The organism is Acinetobacter sp. WCHAc010052 (assembly GCF_002165295.2).
Lineage (GTDB): Bacteria > Pseudomonadota > Gammaproteobacteria > Pseudomonadales > Moraxellaceae > Acinetobacter > Acinetobacter chinensis.
The window spans coordinates 11,913-30,701 of the sequence record NZ_CP032142.1 but is presented as its reverse complement, the minus strand read 5'-3'; the positions used below and the strand labels follow the sequence as shown (position 1 = coordinate 30,701).

Sequence of the window (18,789 nt, the reverse complement as noted above, 5' to 3'; positions counted from 1 at the left end):
GAACCGCAACTACTCCCCTTTGCCCCTAAGCGGGACTTACAAAGCAATCCCGCAGGGTTGCGACAAAATATAAGATATTTCAATTTTAGTCATTCAGCAGTAACACTTCCTGAATTATCAACTAAAGTGCTTTTTGATTTTTTTGCTTGTTCACGATCATTAATAAATTTGTCACCTGAAGCTTTCAAACTATCAAAATAACTTGGGTTATTTTTTGCATTTTCAATAGCACTTAAAAGCATCCCAGTGATAATGCCTTTATCTTCAGATGGGAAGTCTACCATTTCAAAAAGAGCGCCAATTGTAATAAGCTTGTGTTCACGTTTTTTTCGATCTTTAGCTTGTGCAACTTGGACTTCTTTTTTTAAACCTGCAAGAAGTTTTTTTTCATCCTCCTTGATTTTTTCCAGTTCTAAACGAGCTTTATATTTTTTAAACTCATTTTTCATAATCCGTTCAAAAGAACTAATTTGCTGTTTCGTTGGCGTACCTGATTCAATGTTAGAAACTAAAGTTAAGATAATTTCTTCAGTTTGACTTTTGTTCTCAAGTTTTTTTAAACGATCAATTTCTTCAGTGACGAATTTTTTTTGATCTTCAGTAAATTTAAAATCCTCAATATTCATTTTCTTAATCCAAAAGTTATAAGGTGATCAAATAATATCACAATGAAAAATTAAAAAATCCCAAAAAAATACAAAGCAACAAAAAACTATAAGAGTTCGCAAAGGCAATAGCACTGTCAATATTTTTCAGACTGAACGGAAGCCATAGGCTCACGGCTCATCTGAAAACATATTGATCAGCAAAAATCAAAAAAACACACTAATCCTAAAGGGGGTGTAAACGAAGTGTCTACCCCCGATGACCCACTGGCGAAGTGTAGGGATTCATAAGGGAATTATTCCCTTATGTGGGGCTTGGGGTGAAACCCCATATCTATATAAAAATAAATTACAAAAAAAGCCAAAAATCAGCCCCAAAAACCGCTTTTAAAATCAATGCCTTGCATTGCTTCAAAATCGGACAAATGCAAGCATTTGTTTTGTCACTTGTAGCGAATATATAGAGAGGTTATCATGACTATAGCAGTAGGAATGCACGCTTCCGCGTTTCTCTCCGAGAAACAGAAAAAGCAAAAGCAAAAAAGGCATAAAATGGCGATCTATCACTTATCAGTTAAGACAGGCAGGCAATACGGTTCTACAGGAACTCGTGGCGCAAATCATTACGCCTACATTAACCGTGATGGAAAGTATAAAAGAGATGATTTAGAAAATATTAAATCTGGAAATTTACCGTCATGGGCTACTGATGCAAAACACTTTTGGAAGTCAGCAGATAAGAATGAGCGTATTAATGGGCGTGTTTATACTGAATTAGAAATTTCATTACCTAGAGAACTTAATAAAGAACAAAGAGAAGAATTAGTAGAGAAATTTGTTGAAAAAACTTTAGGTGAAAACTTCACTTATTCTTATGCAATTCATAGTCCTCTAGCTAGTGATGGTCAGCAAAACCCGCATGTTCACCTTATGTTTTCTGAAAGAAAATTAGACGGTATAGAGCGTGACGAAGTAAAGCATTTTAAGCGTTATAATCCAGTAAACCCTGAAAAGGGCGGTGCGGGTAAAGATCGTTATTTTTCTTCTAAAATGTTTGTGGTTGATACCCGCCTAGAATGGGCTAACCATGTAAATGATTTTTGTGAAAACTTAGGTATTGATGCACGTATTGATCATAGAAGTTTTAAAGAGCAAGGTATTGAATTGTCTAGCCAAAACTTTAGAGCTGATTACGTTAGCAGTCACAAATACCATATCAATGAAAATATTAAGCAAGTACGTCATCAAAATGGTGAAATAATAATTGAGCGCCCAAGCGAAGCAATTAAAGCATTAACTTCTAATCAATCTGTTTTTTCAGTGCGTGAGCTAGAGCGTTTTTTAATGGCTCATACAGATGGTGAAGAACAATATTTAAAAGCTTATGAATCGGTAATAACTTGCCCTGATATGGCTACTTTATATGGTAAAGATAAAGTCGTATTTTCTTCTAAAGAGCTTGTAGGTATTGAGGAATCAATCTCAACATTTATCTATAATGCTAATGAGGAAAGCCGTATTCAAAAACCATTTAATCTAGTTGAGAAATTACCTTTAAATGCGGTACGTGTTGCTGAAACAAGAACATTTAATAGTGAGCAAGAAAAAGCATTCTATACCTTAACTTCTACCGATCGGATTACATTGTTGAATGGTTCTGCGGGCACAGGTAAATCATACGTTCTAAGTGCCGTTTCTGAAGCCTATAAAGAATCTGATTATCAAGTATATGGAATCGCATTACAGGCAATTACAGCTAAGGCTATAGCGAATGATTGTGATATTCCAAGTAGTACAATTGCTTCTTTCTTGTCTAAGTATGATAGCGGTAATTTAGAAATAAATAATAAAACTGTATTGATCTTGGATGAAGCAGGCATGGTCGGTTCAAGAGATATGCAACGCTTGCTTATGCTTGTAGAAAAACACGATGCACAAATAAAATTAGTTGGTGATAGTTACCAGTTAAGTGCAGTAAGTGCGGGTCATGTATTTGCAAATATTCAAGAAAACTTAGATAAGAAAAATATTGCTTCACTAGAGGATATTCAACGTCAGAAACATGCCAAAGAATCTGACAAGATGATTCAAGCATCTAAATATCTTTCTAAGCATGAAGTAGGTAAAGCAATAGATATTTATAAATCTATTAATATGGTTAATGAATACGAATCTCATGATCTAGCTTTAGCTAAAACTGTTAAGTCATGGAGTGAAGATTCTAGCGAAAGTAAATTAATGCTTGCTCATTCAAATAGTGATGTGAATGAACTAAATCGAATGGCTAGAGCATTGCTTATCAAACAAGGTAAGCTTAATCCTGAAAGTGTTTCTGTGAAAAACTATCAAGGTGATTTAGATATTTCCATCGGTGAGAAAATTGTATTCAAACAAAATAATTCACAGATGAAAGTTAGTAATGGTGAACTGGCTAAAGTAATAGGTTTTGAAAAGGATAAATTCAATAATCCTAAAGCTATGATGGTTCAAATGGAAAGTGATAGCAGAATTGTTAGAGTTGATTTAAAGGAATATGACCAGTTCAAACATGGCTATGCAAATACTATTCACTCATCACAAGGTATGACTGTAGATAGTGCTTATATTGTAGCTAGTGAAAATATGAATGCTAATTTAACTTATGTTGCTTTAACTCGACATAAGCAAAATATTCAAATCAATTATAGTGCTTTAACTTTTGCAACTAATGAAAAAGAAACTGTTAAGACCCCTGACGGTAAAGTTTCTTATGACCATAATTACAAACCAGTAGAAAGAGAAGTAACGGCTTTTGAAAACTTCAAAAAGGTACTTGGACGTTCAGAAACTAAAGAGTTCTCTACAGACTTCACACTTGTAGAATCTAAAGATAATTTAATGAAGTCTTATTTAAATGATCATAGATTGCATTTAGAGAATAAGCGTGAATTGTTTGGAATAAATAGCAAGCTGTATTCATTGACCAGTGAAAATAAAACATTCACTAAAGAAGAAATCGTTTCTGAAGTTAGAGCAAGTTTGAAATCTAAAGCCTTACTTGGTGACGAGATCGTTAAGTTTAACGGCAATATGAATATAGCAAAAGGTGAGCTTGTAAAACTTACTAATGATCTTGAGATTAAAACAGGACTATTTAAAAAGGTAACTTTTGAAAAAGGTACTGAATTAAAAGTTATTGATGCTTATAAAGTTAAAGATAAGCCAGTAATGAAAGCACGAATTAAAAATGAAGAATACGAGATTCCTTTCAATAAATTGAATCTTGAATATTCAGATAAATACTTTAATGAGTTTAAAGACCAGTCAAAAGCTAGATTCGATTCACGGCATAAAACTGAAGTCTATACAGAGTTTAGAGAACAGCTTTTAAAGCAAAAAGCGAATGCACCAAAAGACAATTTGAATGCACCTAATCAGCGTATTAAAAACCCAAATACGCCTAATCGAAACACACCTAAATATTAAATGAGGGCGGTTTTATGAATAATTTTATACATAATGGAAAAATTGTTAGTCCTGATGATGAAGTATTAACACAGGCAATTTTGCAAGAGTGTTATCAAAAAGGGATTAGACCTATTTGCGCTTGTCTGCCACAAAAAAACATTGAAATGTATATCGCTAAAATTGGCGAAAACTTTGTTTTAAAGCGTATGCCTAACAGCGCAGATCAGCACGACTTTAGTTGCCTAAGCTATGAGCCACCTACTGAAATTTCAGGACTAGGCGAGGTTATTGGGGAAGCTATCAAGACAGATGAAACAGGGGCAAGTGTTTTAAAGTTTGAGTTCAGTTTGTCAAAAAGCAATGTATCCAAACAAGCGCCTACGCCAAGTGATACACCTAAAGATACTGTAAAAGCTGAAACAACAAAATTGACCTTAAAAGGGACGTTAGATTACTTGCTTGAAGAAGCTTTGTTAAACCGCCACCAACCGAACATGAAGCATAATTGGTTTCAATTTCGCAAGGCATTAAAAGTAGCTTTGAATGATAAAAAGAATAAAAAAGATGATTTAAGTGGATTGGTTTATATCCCTGAATATTACGACCAAACCAAACACAATGAGATTGAAGCCCGAAGAAAAGCAGAGTTGGCAGACCTGAAAGTTAAAGGCAATAAACGCCCATTAAAAATATTTATTGGTGTGATTAAGTCTATTGAAGATGCACGTTTTGATGGGGGCAGAATCATTCTAAAACATGCCCCAACCTTGCATTTATTTATGGATGCAAAAATGTATAGCCGAGTTAATAAACGCTTTGAAGCCGAGCTTGAGCAGGCGCATTATCAAGACGATGTAAACCTATTAGCAATTGGGACTTTTGGATTTGCGGATAGTGGTATCGCAAAGATTGAAGAAATTGCTCTAGTGCCTTTAAATCAAACTTGGCTACCATTTGAGAGCTTGGGTGAAAAAGAACTCTTAGACACGCTTACAATGCAGAATAGGTCATTCATTAAGTGCTTGCGATATAATCTAAGCCCTAAAAGTCCAATTGCAAACGTATTGCTTACAGACACCAACCCACCAACGGCATTTTACTTAATCAATGATCAGACTGAAGATTCTTATATTACTGAAGCAAAGGAATTGATTGCTTCAAGTGAGTTCACATCAATTCTGGTCAATGTCGATCGGGACGTTGTAGACATTCCACCACCTGAAAATAAACCGTTGTTAGGCTATAACAATCATACTGACACCGCAGTTAATAGTTAAGGATTCATATATGGATTACCAAGAACAGGAACAATTTAAAATTTTTGCGGGCTTTGTCGCTTTTCTGATAGCTGTTTTTTGCTTTCTAGTATGGAAAGGCTCAAGTGCCGTAGGTTTAGATTTTGCCACTGGAATGAAGTCTAGTGTTGGCTTAATTGCTTTGGTAGTGGCGCTGTACTTTGCTATCAAATGGGATATACCTAAAGCTATGCTTTACCCTACGGTAGCTGTTTTATTGGTTGTCTGCTTATTCCCTGCATTAAATTATTATGCGCTTGAAGCTTCAGAAAAATCATTTAATCAAACAACTAATTTTCTTGGTCAGCCAGTACAAGAATTTTCAGCGACCACAATTACCGTTATGTGGGGCATGTGGTATATGAAAGCGGTTTACATGCTTGTAGCGGGCTTAATTGGAGTTGTTCTACAAAGAATTAGGTATCCTGAAGAAAATTATTTTTAAGCGTACTAAGCAAAAAAAGCCAGTTCTATACTGGCTTTTTTATTTTTCTAAAAGGTTGTTTTTAGTCTAAGTTTCTTTTAATGATGATTTTGTATTTATTATGGTCACGCTTTCCACGTTGCCCTGAAAAATATATTCCTGAAGTAGATACATTGTCTGAATTAATCAAAACAAATGGTAAATTTTGTTTCGCTAGAGTGATATAAGCTTCAACACAATCTTTTAACTCATTGTTTTTTTGATCTTTTGGCAAGTCAGCTACGATAAAGCCAACATTAAGTTGATGCTTTTCAAATGTTTCAATAGCTTCACGTTGATCTGCGTCATAGTGAATTTTATTAATTAGTCTAGATATACAAATTGAAATAATTTCATAAACAAGAATTGCGAGTGCTAAAAACATCCCCGCAAAAACTGTAATTTCTTTGCTAAAAATTACACCTAAGTATTCACTTATAATGAATTTAATAAAAATAACTAAAGCTACAACGAAAATCAAAATTTTCAGTATGTTTAGAAGAGATGGATCCGTAAATTTGAACAACTCCTATAAGTGATATTCTGCTCCTCAAATGATGTTATAAACATCAATATATGGAGTATTTTATGGCACGTAGACCAAGAAGAAATCATTCAAATGATTTTAAAGCTAAGGTAGCACTTGCTGCGATTAAAGCAGAAAAAACACTTGCTGAATTGAGTGCTGAGTTTGATGTTCATCAAAACCAAATTATTGACTGGAAAAATCAATTGATCTCAGCTTCCTCGCAAGCTTTCGATCAATCAAAAGCTCCAACAGAACCACCCATCGATCTAAAAAAACTACATGCAAAAATCGGTGAGCAGGCATTAGAAATTGATTTTTTAGAAGGTGTGTTGAAGAAACTGGGCCGCTTCAACCACAAAAGTTAATCGACGACTCACTTCAGATTTCAGTATCTAAGCAAGCTAAGCTGCTGAAAGTCTCCCGTGGTTGTTATTACTATCGCCCAAAACCTGTGAGTGCATCAGATCTGAAGCTGATGCGATGTATTGATGAATTACATATGCAATATCCTTTTGCAGGCAGTCGTATGATGCGTGATTTGTTGAATCGTCAAGGACATCATATAGGACGACGTCATACACGTACTTTAATGAAGAAAATGGGTATTCAGGCGTTATATTGCAAACCAAATTTAAGCCAGGCTAATCAAGCTCACCGTAAATATCCATATCTGCTCAAAGGATTGGCTATTCAGCGCAGTAATCAAGTGTGGTCTACGGATATAACGTATATCCCTATGGCAAAAGGCTTTGTTTATTTATGTGCTGTGATTGATTGGCATAGCCGCAAGGTACTTGCGCATAGAGTATCGATTAGTATGGAGGTGGATTTTTGTATTTCGGCTTTAAATGAAGCGATTGAAAAATATGGTCGACCTGAAATATTTAATACAGACCAAGGCAGCCAGTTTACCAGTGATGCATTTATTGATGTATTGAAATCAAATGGCATTCAAATCAGTATGGATGGTAAAGGTCGATGGGTAGATAATGTGATGGTTGAACGATTATGGCGGAGCGTTAAATATGAAGAGGTGTATCTCAAAGCTTATAGCAGTGTCACAGATGCGAAAAAGCAATTAAGTGCATATTTTGAGTTTTATAATTTGAAACGACCTCATTCGAGTCTAGACAAAATGACACCAAATGAGTTTTACTATGATCAGCTACCCCAACAAAACAAGGTGGCTTAACTAGAGCGGAATATCACTTATAAATACGCTTTTAGTTGTTCAAACAAGTGGGACCACCTCTCTCGCATTTGCGGGGTTTTTAATGCTGAATAAAAGGAAAACTTGATGGAATTGCCCAATATTATTCAACAATTTATTGGAAACAGCGTTTTAGAGCCAAATAAAATTGGTCAGTCGCCATCGGATGTTTATTCTTTTAATCGAAATAATGAAACTTTTTTTCTTAAGCGATCTAGCACTTTATATACAGAGACCACATACAGTGTCTCTCGCGAAGCGAAAATGTTGAGTTGGCTCTCTGAGAAATTAAAGGTGCCTGAACTCATCATGACTTTTCAGGATGAGCAGTTTGAATTAATGATCACTAAAGCGATCAATGCAAAACCAATTTCAGCGCTTTTTTTAACAGACCAAGAATTGCTTGCTATCTATAAGGAGGCACTCAATCTGTTAAATTCAGTTGCTATTATTGATTGTCCATTTATTTCAAACATTGATCATCGGTTAAAAGAGTCAAAATTTTTTATTGATAACCAACTCCTTGACGATATAGATCAAGATGATTTTGACGCTGAATTATGGGGAGACCATAGAACTTACCTAAGTCTATGGAATGAGTTAACTGAGACTCGTGTTGAAGAAAGATTGGTTTTTTCTCATGGCGATATCACGGATAGTAATATTTTTATAGATAAATTCAATGAAATTTACTTTTTAGATCTTGGCCGTGCTGGGTTAGCTGATGAATTTGTAGATATATCCTTTGTTGAACGTTGCCTAAGAGAGGATGCCTCGGAGGAAACTGCTAAAATATTTTTAAAGCATTTAAAAAATGATAGACCTGACAAAAGGAATTATTTTTTAAAACTTGATGAATTGAATTGATTCTAAGCATTATCTAAAAATACTTAATTGTCTTTTAACGTCGCTAAATTTTAAATAAATAAGTGAAGAGTGTTAGTGGAGCCACTGATTTAAAGTTGGCAGAGTAAAACTTGAAGTGCGACATAAACCACCTAATTAATTTAAAGGGTTTATGGAGTATATAAAATTGTCATACCATCATCTTAACTTTGAAGATCGTACTGCATTAATGCTTGAGTCAAGAAAAGAAGGCTTTTCAGCCAGAAAATTTGCTGAACTCATTAAAAGACATCCTAGTACGATCTATCGTGAGCTTAAAAGAAATAGCATCAATGACGTTTATCAAGCTCGATATGCTTCTGATAACACCTTCGCTAGACGTAGACGTGGTCACAGAAAACTCAAAATCGATTCAATCCTCTGGAAATTTATTGTTGAAGCGATCCGTTGTTTATGGTCTCCTCAGCAAATAGCAAAGCGTTTAAAGACATTTCCTGATTTGGATCAAACAATGAATGTAAGCCATACAACGATTTATTCAACGATACGAGCATTACCCAAGGGTGAGTTGAAAAAAGACTTATTATCCTGTCTACGTCATGAAAATAAAAAGCGAAAAGCTAACGGTGAACCTAAAAAAGATTCTATATTACAGGATATTAAAACTATTCATGAGCGCCCAGCCGAAGTTCAAGAAAGAAAAATACCGGGTCATTGGGAAGCTGATTTAATTAAAGGTAAAGACAATAAAAGTTCGATAGCAACACTTATTGAACGAAATACACGGCTCTGTATCTTGGCAACATTACCTGATGCAAAGGCAGAATCAGTGCGCAAGGCTTTAACTGAAGCTCTGAAATATTTACCTGCAGAACTGCGTAAAACGTTGACCTATGACCGTGGACGTGAGATGTCAGAACATAAAATACTCGAAGAAGATTTAGGCATAGATGTATATTTCTGTGACCCACATTCACCCTGGCAAAAAGGCACATGCGAAAATATGAATGGTTTAATTAGGCAATATTTACCTAAAGGGATTGATTTAAATCAGGCAGATCAGCATTATTTAAATCAAGTTGCCATGTCACTGAATACTCGTCCTAGAAAGGCGTTAGATTGGCTTACACCATTAGAGAAATTTGCTCAGCTTGTTGATTATCATATGGCTTTTGAAACTGTCGCACCTCATGTTTGAATTCGCCCCATATTTTTGCTACAGTGAACCAAATTAAGATCATCTATTTACTAGGCCTCGCATTTGCGGGGTTTTTAATGCTGAATAAAAGGAAAACTTGATGGAATTGCCCAATATTATGCACCCGGTCGCGAAGCTGAGCACCGCATTAGCCGCTGCATTGATGCTGAGCGGGTGCATGCCCGGTGAAATCCGCCCGACGATTGGCCAGCAAATGGAAACTGGCGACCAACGGTTTGGCGATCTGGTTTTCCGCCAGCTCGCACCGAATGTCTGGCAGCACACTTCCTATCTCGACATGCCGGGTTTCGGGGCAGTCGCTTCCAACGGTTTGATCGTCAGGGATGGCGGCCGCGTGCTGGTGGTCGATACCGCCTGGACCGATGACCAGACCGCCCAGATCCTCAACTGGATCAAGCAGGAGATCAACCTGCCGGTCGCGCTGGCGGTGGTGACTCACGCGCATCAGGACAAGATGGGCGGTATGGACGCGCTGCATGCGGCGGGGATTGCGACTTATGCCAATGCGTTGTCGAACCAGCTTGCCCCGCAAGAGGGGATGGTTGCGGCGCAACACAGCCTGACTTTCGCCGCCAATGGCTGGGTCGAACCAGCAACCGCGCCCAACTTTGGCCCGCTCAAGGTATTTTACCCCGGCCCCGGCCACACCAGTGACAATATCACCGTTGGGATCGACGGCACCGACATCGCTTTTGGTGGCTGCCTGATCAAGGACAGCAAGGCCAAGTCGCTCGGCAATCTCGGTGATGCCGACACTGAGCACTACGCCGCGTCAGCGCGCGCGTTTGGTGCGGCGTTCCCCAAGGCCAGCATGATCGTGATGAGCCATTCCGCCCCCGATAGCCGCGCCGCAATCACTCATACGGCCCGCATGGCCGACAAGCTGCGCTGAGCCATGGCTGACCACGTCACCCCCAATCTGCCATCGCGCGATTTCGATGTGACAGAGGCGTTTTATGCGAAGCTGGGCTTTGCGACGAGTTGGAAGGATCGCGGCTGGATGATCCTGCAGCGCGGCGGTTTGCAGCTCGAATTCTTCCCCTATCCTGACCTCGACCCAGCTACGAGCTCGTTCGGCTGTTGCCTGCGGTTGGATGATCTCGATGCCATGGTGGCATTGGTGAACGCGGCGGGAGCCGAGGAAAAAAGCACCGGCTGGCCGCGCTTCAAAGCTCCGCAACTGGAGGCGAGCGGCCTGAGGATCGGCTACCTGATCGATCCCGACTGCACGCTGGTGCGGCTGATCCAGAACCCCGACTGACCGCATGCCCGCGAAAATCAAGATTTGCGGGATCAGCACACCCGAGGCGCTCGATGCGACCATCGCGGCGCGGGCGGACTATGCCGGGTTGGTGTTCTATCCAGCGTCGCCCCGTGCGGTTACGTCGAATGTCGCGGGCGCTTTGACATCGCGCGCAGCTGGCCAGATCGCCATGGTCGGTTTGTTCGTCGATGCGGATGATGCTGTTTTATATACTCCATAAACCCTTTAAATTAATTAGGTGGTTTATGTCGCACTTCAAGTTTTACTCTGCCGACTTTTATGTTGAATTATCATTTTAAAAATGCCTTATAAAAGAAGCTTAATGTGTTTTCTTATATAGGTTTAAACATAATTGTTGTATATCTTAAATCCAATTGATCTTAAAATTTTCCTTTATTTTTTGTTATGAGTGCGAGAAAATTGTCAAAAAGGTCAATCAGACTGGGCGTTAATTTGTTTTGCATACTTTTTCCTATATCGAATTAAAGTCATATAACTAACACCATAATCTTTAGCTATTTGAGTGAAAGGGTATGAATCGTCCTTATTTTTAAGGGTATGAATTAACTCTTTTAGTTTTTCTTCTGTAATCGCAGGCGATCTTCCCTTGTATTTACCTTTCTTTTTTTTAGCTAATTTAATTCCCTCTGCTTGATTCTCACTAATAATACCCCTTTCAAGTTCAGCTACAGCGCCTAATACATGGAGTTGAAACTTATCGAACTTGTCATCTGAATTGGGGGTAAAGTTCAGGTTATTTTTGACAATATGAACAGACACTCCTTTTTTATTTAGCTTTTGAACAATGGTTACAAGGTCAATCAAGCTACGTGCCAATCTAAAAACATCATGAGCGTACACAATGTCCCCACTACGGACATAATCGAACATTTCCTGAAGTGCAGGGCGTTTGGCAGTCTTTCCGCTAAAATGATCAATAAAAGTTTTATCTAGCTCAAAGGGTAGATCATGGAGCTGTCTTTCAGGGTTTTGGTCTTTAGTGGATACACGGATATACCCCACTCTTTGAAAGGGTGTGTTTTTAATTTGATCTTCAATATCTAAATTTTCTTTTTCCATAACCAGTATAACAAAATTAGATAACCTCAATGTTATATCACATTAGATTAACAAAACAACCCTATTGTTATAGGGTTTTTAGGGTGTATTATTATATAACAATAGGGTATACCCTATTGTTATATATCTTCAGGTATAAGGAAAAATAACGATGATTAATTTTAATGATCTAAGCGAATCTGAATTATTAAGGATTGCACAGACTGGCATATCAAACCGTATAGGATTGCGTACTTCAGGACATTTGCCTGAAGATGATAGACAGGCTCTTTCAATGGAGCTTCAGGGCTTGTACGAGCAAGATAGAGAACAGTTGATACAATCAATCAAGAAACATAGTGAAGCCTATAAAAGCGAGCAGAGTAATCAGGAATGAAAATTTTTTGCTGAAGCTAATTATAAGTCTAGTCGTGATTTATGGTTGCTTGGGCGTAGTGTTTGTTTCAGAGAACTTATCAGATAACACTGTAGGCATTATTGGATTTTGTGGACTGATATTACTACCTACAGTTTATAAGTTTGTTGGAACATTCTTTAAGGCACAATGAAAGGGTGATCAATGGACAACCAATACAAACTAAGTGACGAAGAACATAGCCTTGTATTTGAGAAAATTAAAGCTGATTTTCTGAATAACTCACTGTCTATAGTCAGCCCTAAAGTCGTCATTACTGGCGGTCAGCCTGCATCGGGTAAAGGCAAGTTGGCAAGAGATTCTATAGATCAGTTCAAAGATAAAGGCGGGAGTGTAATTATTGACCCCGATCAATTAAGAGCCTATCACCCCAAGTATAATGAACTGCAAAAATTGGATGATAAAACATCTTCAGGATTCACCCACCATGATGCTAAAAAGTGGAGTTTAGAATTAATTGAAGAAGCTATAAGCCATAAGAAAAATATTGTTCTTGACCAAACAAGTGCAGATTTTCAAACCTTAAAAAATACAGTTCAAAATTTCAGAGATAAAGGCTACAAAGACGTTGAATTAAAAATAATGGCTGTGCCTGAAATTACATCACGACAAGGTATATACCATCGTTATGAAATGGAAAAGGCGCTGTATGAAACTGGGCGTTTCGTCAATATTGATATTCATAGTGAAATTTATCACAAGCTAGAAAACACAATAGAACAGTTAAAAGATGAACCCATAGTAGACAAGCTAACCGTTTATGACCGTCACTATAACGCTATTGAACAAAAGGACTTTAAAGCTGAAAGGGAAAGACCATTTTCAGATCAGGAGCGCCAACAGCATGAATATAAATGGTTCAAAGTAATAGAAGCAATGCAAACACGCTTTGCCCCATATACAGAGGTTGAGATTGTAAAGGGGCTTCAGGAAAGTGACAGACTTAAATTGAATAATCAAAAACTGGTTAGTGAAGTGACCCAAGTTGATGAAAGTACAGGTGAGAAAATGGACGTAAAAATAGTCAGTAACTTAACTAGCAACTTACTTGTTGCCAAAGATGATTTTGAAAAACAAGATGGTTATTTATCTAAAAATATCAAAGTTGATGGCGAGGACAATTTAGTTATGTTCCGTCAAAATCGAGATCATCTTGAGTTAATCAATGTTACTAAAAATGAAATGATGCTCGATAAGCCGATCGGTAATCATGATTCAAAACAACCTGAATCTACGGCATTACAGGTTTATATGGAGGTTAAAGAAAAGTTAAATAACCTTGAAAATAAAATTTTAATGAAAGTAGATGAACAGCTATCAAATAAACCTAAAGCGCCTGAAGTGAAAGGAGATAGTAAGGCTGAAGTATCTCAATTTCAAAGCAAAGCCCCAGAGCTAGATAAACACCAAATCATTAAAGAAGTCCGAATACAGCTAAAGCAAGAGGGGAAATTGGGTGCTGATTTTGCTAAGTCAGCTAATGGGCTATCCGTTGCTCATGGTGACTATATCAAGCTCAATGAAGCATACAGTCAAAAAGATGGTTTATTTAAAACCACTAATTTACCTAAAGACGCTGAAATTAAAATCACAGGTCACACAACTAAAAAAGGTGAAACCTATGCAACAGGCGTTCATAACAATTCAAATGTAGAGTTAAAAATCAGAAGTGTTGAAGCCCGCTATGGTGATCAATATGTGAAACGCTATGAAACCAATCCTGAAGTAAAACAGGCTGTAGATCAGAGAGTGATAGCACAGCAAACAACATTTAAATCTTTATCTGCTTCAAGGGTACAGGAGTTAAGCCAGTCAAGCCCAAAGCAGGATAAGCCCACTTCAGGCATGAAATTTTAATATTTCTTTCGCCAGTCATAGGGGTTAATCGGGTTAGGACTTTTCCATAACCCGATTTTTTTTGATCGAGCATTATTCTCTAAATCTATGTATGTTCTATCAGGAAGATTGTAGCGATAAGCCCAAGCGTAGCCACTGGCGACCATTGCTTTATTCACATTTAATTTATTCAAGTACAGCTCACCAAGAAACCTACCATTGTTATCAGTTCCATGCTCTTTAACGAGTACCGTTTTGTTTAAGACCATAGACATTAAATATTGTTTCGATTGTTGACCATAAGGCTGTGTAGGCGAATTTTTAGCATTATTGGCAACTTCAGGGGCATCTATGAATGACAGTCTAACCCGCCATTTAGTGTTGTTTGGTTTTGTGATACTCACAGTATCACCGTCTAAAACGTAAGTGACTTTGCCGTAATAATCAGCGTGACAGTATGCTGAAAACAAAAAAAGGGTAATACAAAAAAGCTTATTCATTTTGGTTCACCATAAAACCGTTTTAGCACGTATGGACTTGCAACTTCATTGCTTGGTCCATACGTGCTAAAACTCTTACTGTGAAAAATCATATCCCGATGCTTGGTCAAAACTGCAAGTATGCAGTCTTAACCAGGCATCTACTTTATTGAATGATTTAAGTGGGTTATGAGTGCGAGGAAATTGTCAAAAAGGTCAATCAGTAGTTTGGATTCTTTTGGCGTAAAATCTTCAATTCTTCTTTGCTAATCGCTTCGTTATTAACGATCTTGCTTTCAATTGAGTTGATTTTATCGTTTGAATTTACAGCCTTGATATAGTCAAGATCGGCTTGACTAAGCTCAGGCATAATTTCACTGGCTTGATAAATCACTACAGGTTCTTTGACTGATTCAGATTGGATCTCTTTTACTACTTTTTTAGCTTCAGGCGCTTTTGAAGTTGTTTGTGTAGTTGTGACTGTATTAATTAAAGGGCTTTCAGGTACTTTAGAAACAGATACAGTTTTTCCGTCTTTTTTAACCTCTATTTCGCCTTTTTTAGTGGTCAGTGATGTATGACTAGCCTCTATAGCAACTGGCGTTTCTGTGCCATTCTGTGCTGTTTCAGCGTATGTATTGAAAGCGATTAAGGCTAATACAGGGATTATGATTTTTTTCATAGATAATCCTAAAATTTAGACAAAAAAAAGCTAACAACCTGAATTGTTAGCTTGTGATGAAATTAGTTACCAAACCACGATTTAAAGCTTTGCGTACTGGTCACACCGCTTGAAGCATTGTTAGATGCAAGGTTAGTTTGAACAGCCGACAATTTAGCACCAATCGAGTTGATATAACCTTGTTCAATAGCAATGGCATTTGCTAAGTCTTGGGCTTCTTTAATATTGCGGGTCGAGTTAATTTTGTTCTTCAGTGTGGTTAAGTTTGCTACATGCTCATTTAAAGCATTATAGGAAGCATCACTGAAAGCAAAGCCAGTCTTAACCGTGTTGTAATTTCGCTTGTATTGATCATTGCCTAGCAATTGATTCATACCATCTGAACCAATGGTAGTAAGCACTTTGTCATAAGCCTTTTGAGCATTACCAAATGAGCCAGTCTTTTGATTGGCTACTACGTCTTGCCAAGAGCCTGAAACAACGTCTTGCACATTCTTAACGCCTGAAGTTCCGATACCAGTATTACCAGTCGTACTTTCATATTGTTTCTTCATGATCTCGTATTGCTGTTGCATTTGAACCAATTGCTTGACCATATTTGCAACGGCTGTCGGGTCGAATACAACGTCCCAAGCGTTTGCTGTGTTGGCAGTAAAGGCTAAAGCAAAAGCTACAGCCGACATTTTTATTTTATTCATTTTCATGATTTCACCCTTTCGTTAAATTCGTGTACCCACTGGGAGTAGGTCAAGTTTTCATCTTTACTCAATATTTCCTCAAGAATATTGTGTCTTAACTCATTGCCTGAAAGTATTGGGATAATTTCAGACATATTGCTTAAATCTAATTTGCTAATAACTGAATCATGCGAGTTTTTAATCATAAATTGGCGTAAATAAGGCGGTGTATTCACAACCCAATCAAATTCTGCTTGAGTACAGCCTAAGCCATTATTTTTCTCATTACCCATATATGTAGCGACATTCGCTTTATCATTCGGCAATAGAATTGATGTTTTAAACTGCCCGATCAGATCGTCATCTCTTGTAATGACTTCAGGCGTTGGCGTAACAAAGATCATCATACCGTTACGTCTACGGTACGTGGTTAGCATGATTTTAAGCCATGCTAAGTTAATCGGATTGCTGATATATCTTTGACCTTCTTCGACAACAACAATAAAGGGCTTGCCCTCAGACATGGATATATCAATTTGATGGAAGATATACATAGACATAGCGCCTAACACCACATCATTATCAATGACATTTTTCATTTCATAGCCGAAAATTCGAGCGCCATCAATTGAGAAATTGTCACTTTCATTGTCAAAAATATTGGCATAAACCCCATCATTAACCCATTTTGACATGCGTTCAGCCATGTTGTTATCTTCAGCCATACCAAACAAGCCAATAAAGTTTCTAAGCCGTCTAAGGTGCTTTTCATAGCTATAAACAGCATCTACAACGTCTTTGATCTTGTTTTCTTCAGCAGTGCTTAAAGGCTTTGGATTACCATTATCGTTGTAGTCTTGAGCCATAAAAGAAAATAGATTTCTTAGAAACAAACGGTTTTGTTCCGTGTCATCTAACTGCAATGGATTCCAACCAGTTTTAACCATTTCACTTAAAACAGTATGTCGCCCGCCCATGCTTTTAATCCAAACTGAAGCTGAATATTCAAAATCAAAATGAAAAATATAAGGCTTAAACTTATCTGAAGCAGTCAAAAGCGTATTAATTACAGTAGTCTTACCGCCACCAGTACCAGTCGTGATACGAGTATGACCTACATCATGTTCATGGAAATTGAAGTAGTAAGGCGTATTACTTGTCGTTTTAAGCTGAATGACATTCTCACCCCAATGGTTGCCATCTTTTTTGCCAGTAGAACTATTGTGCATACTGGCAAAGCCCGCAAAGTTAGTCGTGTTAATAGTTGCGGGTCTTTGGAGTAAGTGATAGTTGCCAATCAACATAGAGTAAAAAGTAGGTTCAGAAATTAAATCTTCTTTTTTAGGTATCATGTGATTGCGCTGAAATGCCCCGCTAGTTTTCTGCATTGCTTCTTTAAATTCAGATGGGGTCTTAGAGGTAACTAAAACATTTAATGAATAAATGCCGTTTAAGATACGCCCTGAAGCTAAGTCATCAATGGCAACATTAATCGCTTCAATTTGAGATTCTGACTTGTCTTGAGCATTTTTTAATTGGTTCTGACGAGTTGTACTCATGCTGATAGATTTACGTCTGTCCATCATCATGAAAGTTTGAGAAATAATTAAAGGATGATCAACTTTTAGAAATTCATCTAACATGGTGTGATCGCTACCCTCTGGATAGCTAGGAGTAGGCAAACTATAGATTGCCCCTGCCGTTAATTCACCGCTTGGGTGATAGAATTTAATAGTTCCATCAGGCGCAAAAACTCTACGTGTATAGCCTAAGTAGTTTCTGATTTCAGTTGGATGAAGTGGAATTTCTGCTTTTTCTAAGTTTAATAAATAACCGAGAAAATTCACTGTTTCAGAATACAAAACGCTATCTTTTGAATAAGTGCCTAGCTGTCTTGGGTTCGCATCTTGCAGATACTCTTTAAACATACTTACTGCATTATTTAATTCGGCAATCATTTGTTCTTCATTATCACTTCTGAAAAACAGATTTTTAAGACGAGTTAAAGGCGGGTCACTTGGGTTAGATTTTCGGACAAGCAACGACACATAAATATCATTTTGAAACATGCGTTCATTAGATAGTTTTTCATAATATTTTTGGTTAAAACTATCTGAAAATTCATTGCCATTTGCAGGCGGTATTTCGGTTTTAACTTCGTGACGATCATAATAAACGCTAACAACAAAACGAGAGCCAAGTTGTTTAAACATATCTGCACGATATTTTTTTAAAGTCTTTAATTGAGCATAGCTTTTAGTTTCATACGGAAAGCCAGTAATTTTTAAAACCGTAAAAATATCACCATTAACTAGCTTAATATCATGTTCATTGATTGGGCTTAGATAAGGTAAATTATTGATTTCCATTTGTTCAGCACCCGCTAATTTCTTTTGACTATATTCAATATTTTTATCGTCAGCTTTTGCGTGAGAATCAAAACTATAGCCACCAAAAACTTTAGTTCGCTGAAGTCTACGTTTGATCGAAAACCATAAATATTGAATCCCTCTATCTTCTTGGTAGGTCACTACAACCAACAATAAATAGATTATTCCCGATATTATTAATCCTAATTTTAGGTTGCCAATTAGTGCTAAAAAGCACGTAGCAAAACCACAAATTAGGAAAAAGTAAGTGAAAATATCTACAGGTATATTTGCCACCCTTGCAGTTCGGGCAAGACCCGCAAACAGCAAGTCTTTTTCTTCGTTTTTTTCAGTGGTTTTGCTCATGGCTCAC

The 18,789-nt window shown here is 37.4% G+C and carries 18 protein-coding genes; 11 read left to right on the top strand and 7 right to left on the bottom strand.

Going from position 1 to position 18,789, the window contains the following annotated elements:
• Nucleotides 1-89: 89 nt before the first annotated feature.
• Entirely contained in the window at nucleotides 90-626 is a 537-nt protein-coding gene (locus tag CDG61_RS00365; protein WP_015060720.1) for a conjugal transfer protein TraD, read from the bottom strand.
• Nucleotides 627-1,157: 531 nt separating this feature from the next.
• Here CDG61_RS00365 and CDG61_RS00360 point away from each other — a divergent pair.
• From CDG61_RS00360 to CDG61_RS00350, 3 genes are read left to right on the top strand one after another with little or no spacing between them, the layout of a single operon-like run.
• Nucleotides 1,158-4,070 carry an AAA family ATPase gene (locus CDG61_RS00360; protein WP_017480453.1) on the top strand — a complete coding sequence of 971 codons (2,913 nt, stop codon included), beginning with the start codon at nucleotides 1,158-1,160 and terminating at the stop codon, nucleotides 4,068-4,070.
• A gap of 14 nt (nucleotides 4,071-4,084) precedes the next feature.
• Nucleotides 4,085-5,329, top strand: coding sequence for a DUF1173 family protein (locus tag CDG61_RS00355; RefSeq protein ID WP_015060702.1), 1,245 nt, complete (start codon nucleotides 4,085-4,087; stop codon nucleotides 5,327-5,329).
• 10 nt (nucleotides 5,330-5,339) lie between these two features.
• Nucleotides 5,340-5,792, top strand: a complete 453-nt coding sequence (locus tag CDG61_RS00350; protein ID WP_004993232.1) for a hypothetical protein — start codon at nucleotides 5,340-5,342, stop codon at nucleotides 5,790-5,792.
• A 61-nt stretch (nucleotides 5,793-5,853) separates the two neighbouring features.
• Here the strand turns inward: CDG61_RS00350 and CDG61_RS00345 are convergent, their stop codons facing one another.
• On the bottom strand, nucleotides 5,854-6,291 hold the full coding sequence (locus CDG61_RS00345; RefSeq protein WP_017480454.1) for a hypothetical protein: 438 nt from the start codon (nucleotides 6,289-6,291) through the stop codon (nucleotides 5,854-5,856).
• 107 nt (nucleotides 6,292-6,398) lie between these two features.
• Here CDG61_RS00345 and CDG61_RS00340 point away from each other — a divergent pair.
• The 6 genes from CDG61_RS00340 to CDG61_RS00315 all read left to right on the top strand — a co-directional run bounded on the left by CDG61_RS00340 (nucleotide 6,399) and on the right by CDG61_RS00315 (nucleotide 11,098).
• A protein-coding gene (locus CDG61_RS00340; protein WP_223155595.1) for an IS3-like element ISAba14 family transposase occupies nucleotides 6,399-7,531 on the top strand; the annotation gives its coding sequence in 2 pieces (ribosomal slippage) (nucleotides 6,399-6,651 and nucleotides 6,651-7,531; 1,134 coding nt in all).
• 105 nt (nucleotides 7,532-7,636) lie between these two features.
• Nucleotides 7,637-8,416, top strand: a complete 780-nt coding sequence (locus CDG61_RS00335) for an APH(3')-VI family aminoglycoside O-phosphotransferase (protein WP_014386410.1) — start codon at nucleotides 7,637-7,639, stop codon at nucleotides 8,414-8,416.
• 208 nt (nucleotides 8,417-8,624) lie between these two features.
• Nucleotides 8,625-9,593, top strand: coding sequence for an IS30 family transposase (locus CDG61_RS00330; RefSeq protein ID WP_005804963.1), 969 nt, complete (start codon nucleotides 8,625-8,627; stop codon nucleotides 9,591-9,593).
• Between the two features lie 100 nt (nucleotides 9,594-9,693).
• Nucleotides 9,694-10,506: a subclass B1 metallo-beta-lactamase NDM-1 gene (locus CDG61_RS00325; protein ID WP_004201164.1), complete on the top strand. Its 813-nt coding sequence runs from the start codon at nucleotides 9,694-9,696 to the stop codon at nucleotides 10,504-10,506.
• Between the two features lie 3 nt (nucleotides 10,507-10,509).
• The gene (gene ble / locus CDG61_RS00320; protein WP_004201167.1) at nucleotides 10,510-10,875 is read left to right on the top strand and encodes a bleomycin binding protein Ble-MBL; all 366 of its coding nucleotides are present in this window, start codon (nucleotides 10,510-10,512) and stop codon (nucleotides 10,873-10,875) included.
• Nucleotides 10,876-10,879: 4 nt separating this feature from the next.
• Nucleotides 10,880-11,098, top strand: coding sequence for a hypothetical protein (locus CDG61_RS00315; protein ID WP_069120563.1), 219 nt, complete (start codon nucleotides 10,880-10,882; stop codon nucleotides 11,096-11,098).
• Between the two features lie 212 nt (nucleotides 11,099-11,310).
• Here the strand turns inward: CDG61_RS00315 and CDG61_RS00310 are convergent, their stop codons facing one another.
• Nucleotides 11,311-11,958 (bottom strand): recombinase family protein, encoded by a 648-nt coding sequence (locus CDG61_RS00310; protein ID WP_004993315.1) that lies wholly within the window; start codon nucleotides 11,956-11,958, stop codon nucleotides 11,311-11,313.
• 151 nt (nucleotides 11,959-12,109) lie between these two features.
• Between CDG61_RS00310 and CDG61_RS00305 the strand changes: the two genes are divergently transcribed.
• The gene (locus tag CDG61_RS00305; protein WP_015056389.1) at nucleotides 12,110-12,334 is read left to right on the top strand and encodes a hypothetical protein; all 225 of its coding nucleotides are present in this window, start codon (nucleotides 12,110-12,112) and stop codon (nucleotides 12,332-12,334) included.
• Nucleotides 12,335-12,517: 183 nt separating this feature from the next.
• Nucleotides 12,518-14,230, top strand: a complete 1,713-nt coding sequence (locus tag CDG61_RS00300; RefSeq protein ID WP_015060705.1) for a zeta toxin family protein — start codon at nucleotides 12,518-12,520, stop codon at nucleotides 14,228-14,230.
• On the opposite strand, the gene CDG61_RS00295 is transcribed toward CDG61_RS00300, so the two are convergent.
• The 4 genes from CDG61_RS00295 to CDG61_RS00280 all read right to left on the bottom strand — a co-directional run bounded on the left by CDG61_RS00295 (nucleotide 14,227) and on the right by CDG61_RS00280 (nucleotide 18,782).
• Nucleotides 14,227-14,709 carry a thermonuclease family protein gene (locus CDG61_RS00295; protein WP_015060706.1) on the bottom strand — a complete coding sequence of 161 codons (483 nt, stop codon included), beginning with the start codon at nucleotides 14,707-14,709 and terminating at the stop codon, nucleotides 14,227-14,229. The genes CDG61_RS00300 and CDG61_RS00295 overlap by 4 nt on opposite strands.
• Before the next feature lie 199 nt (nucleotides 14,710-14,908).
• Entirely contained in the window at nucleotides 14,909-15,370 is a 462-nt protein-coding gene (locus tag CDG61_RS00290) for a hypothetical protein (RefSeq protein ID WP_015060707.1), read from the bottom strand.
• Nucleotides 15,371-15,432: 62 nt separating this feature from the next.
• On the bottom strand, nucleotides 15,433-16,074 hold the full coding sequence (locus tag CDG61_RS00285) for a type IV secretion system protein (protein WP_004999358.1): 642 nt from the start codon (nucleotides 16,072-16,074) through the stop codon (nucleotides 15,433-15,435).
• Entirely contained in the window at nucleotides 16,071-18,782 is a 2,712-nt protein-coding gene (locus CDG61_RS00280; RefSeq protein ID WP_015060708.1) for a VirB4, read from the bottom strand. The genes CDG61_RS00285 and CDG61_RS00280 overlap by 4 nt, the downstream gene beginning before the upstream one ends.
• Between the last annotated feature and the right edge of the window lie 7 nt (nucleotides 18,783-18,789).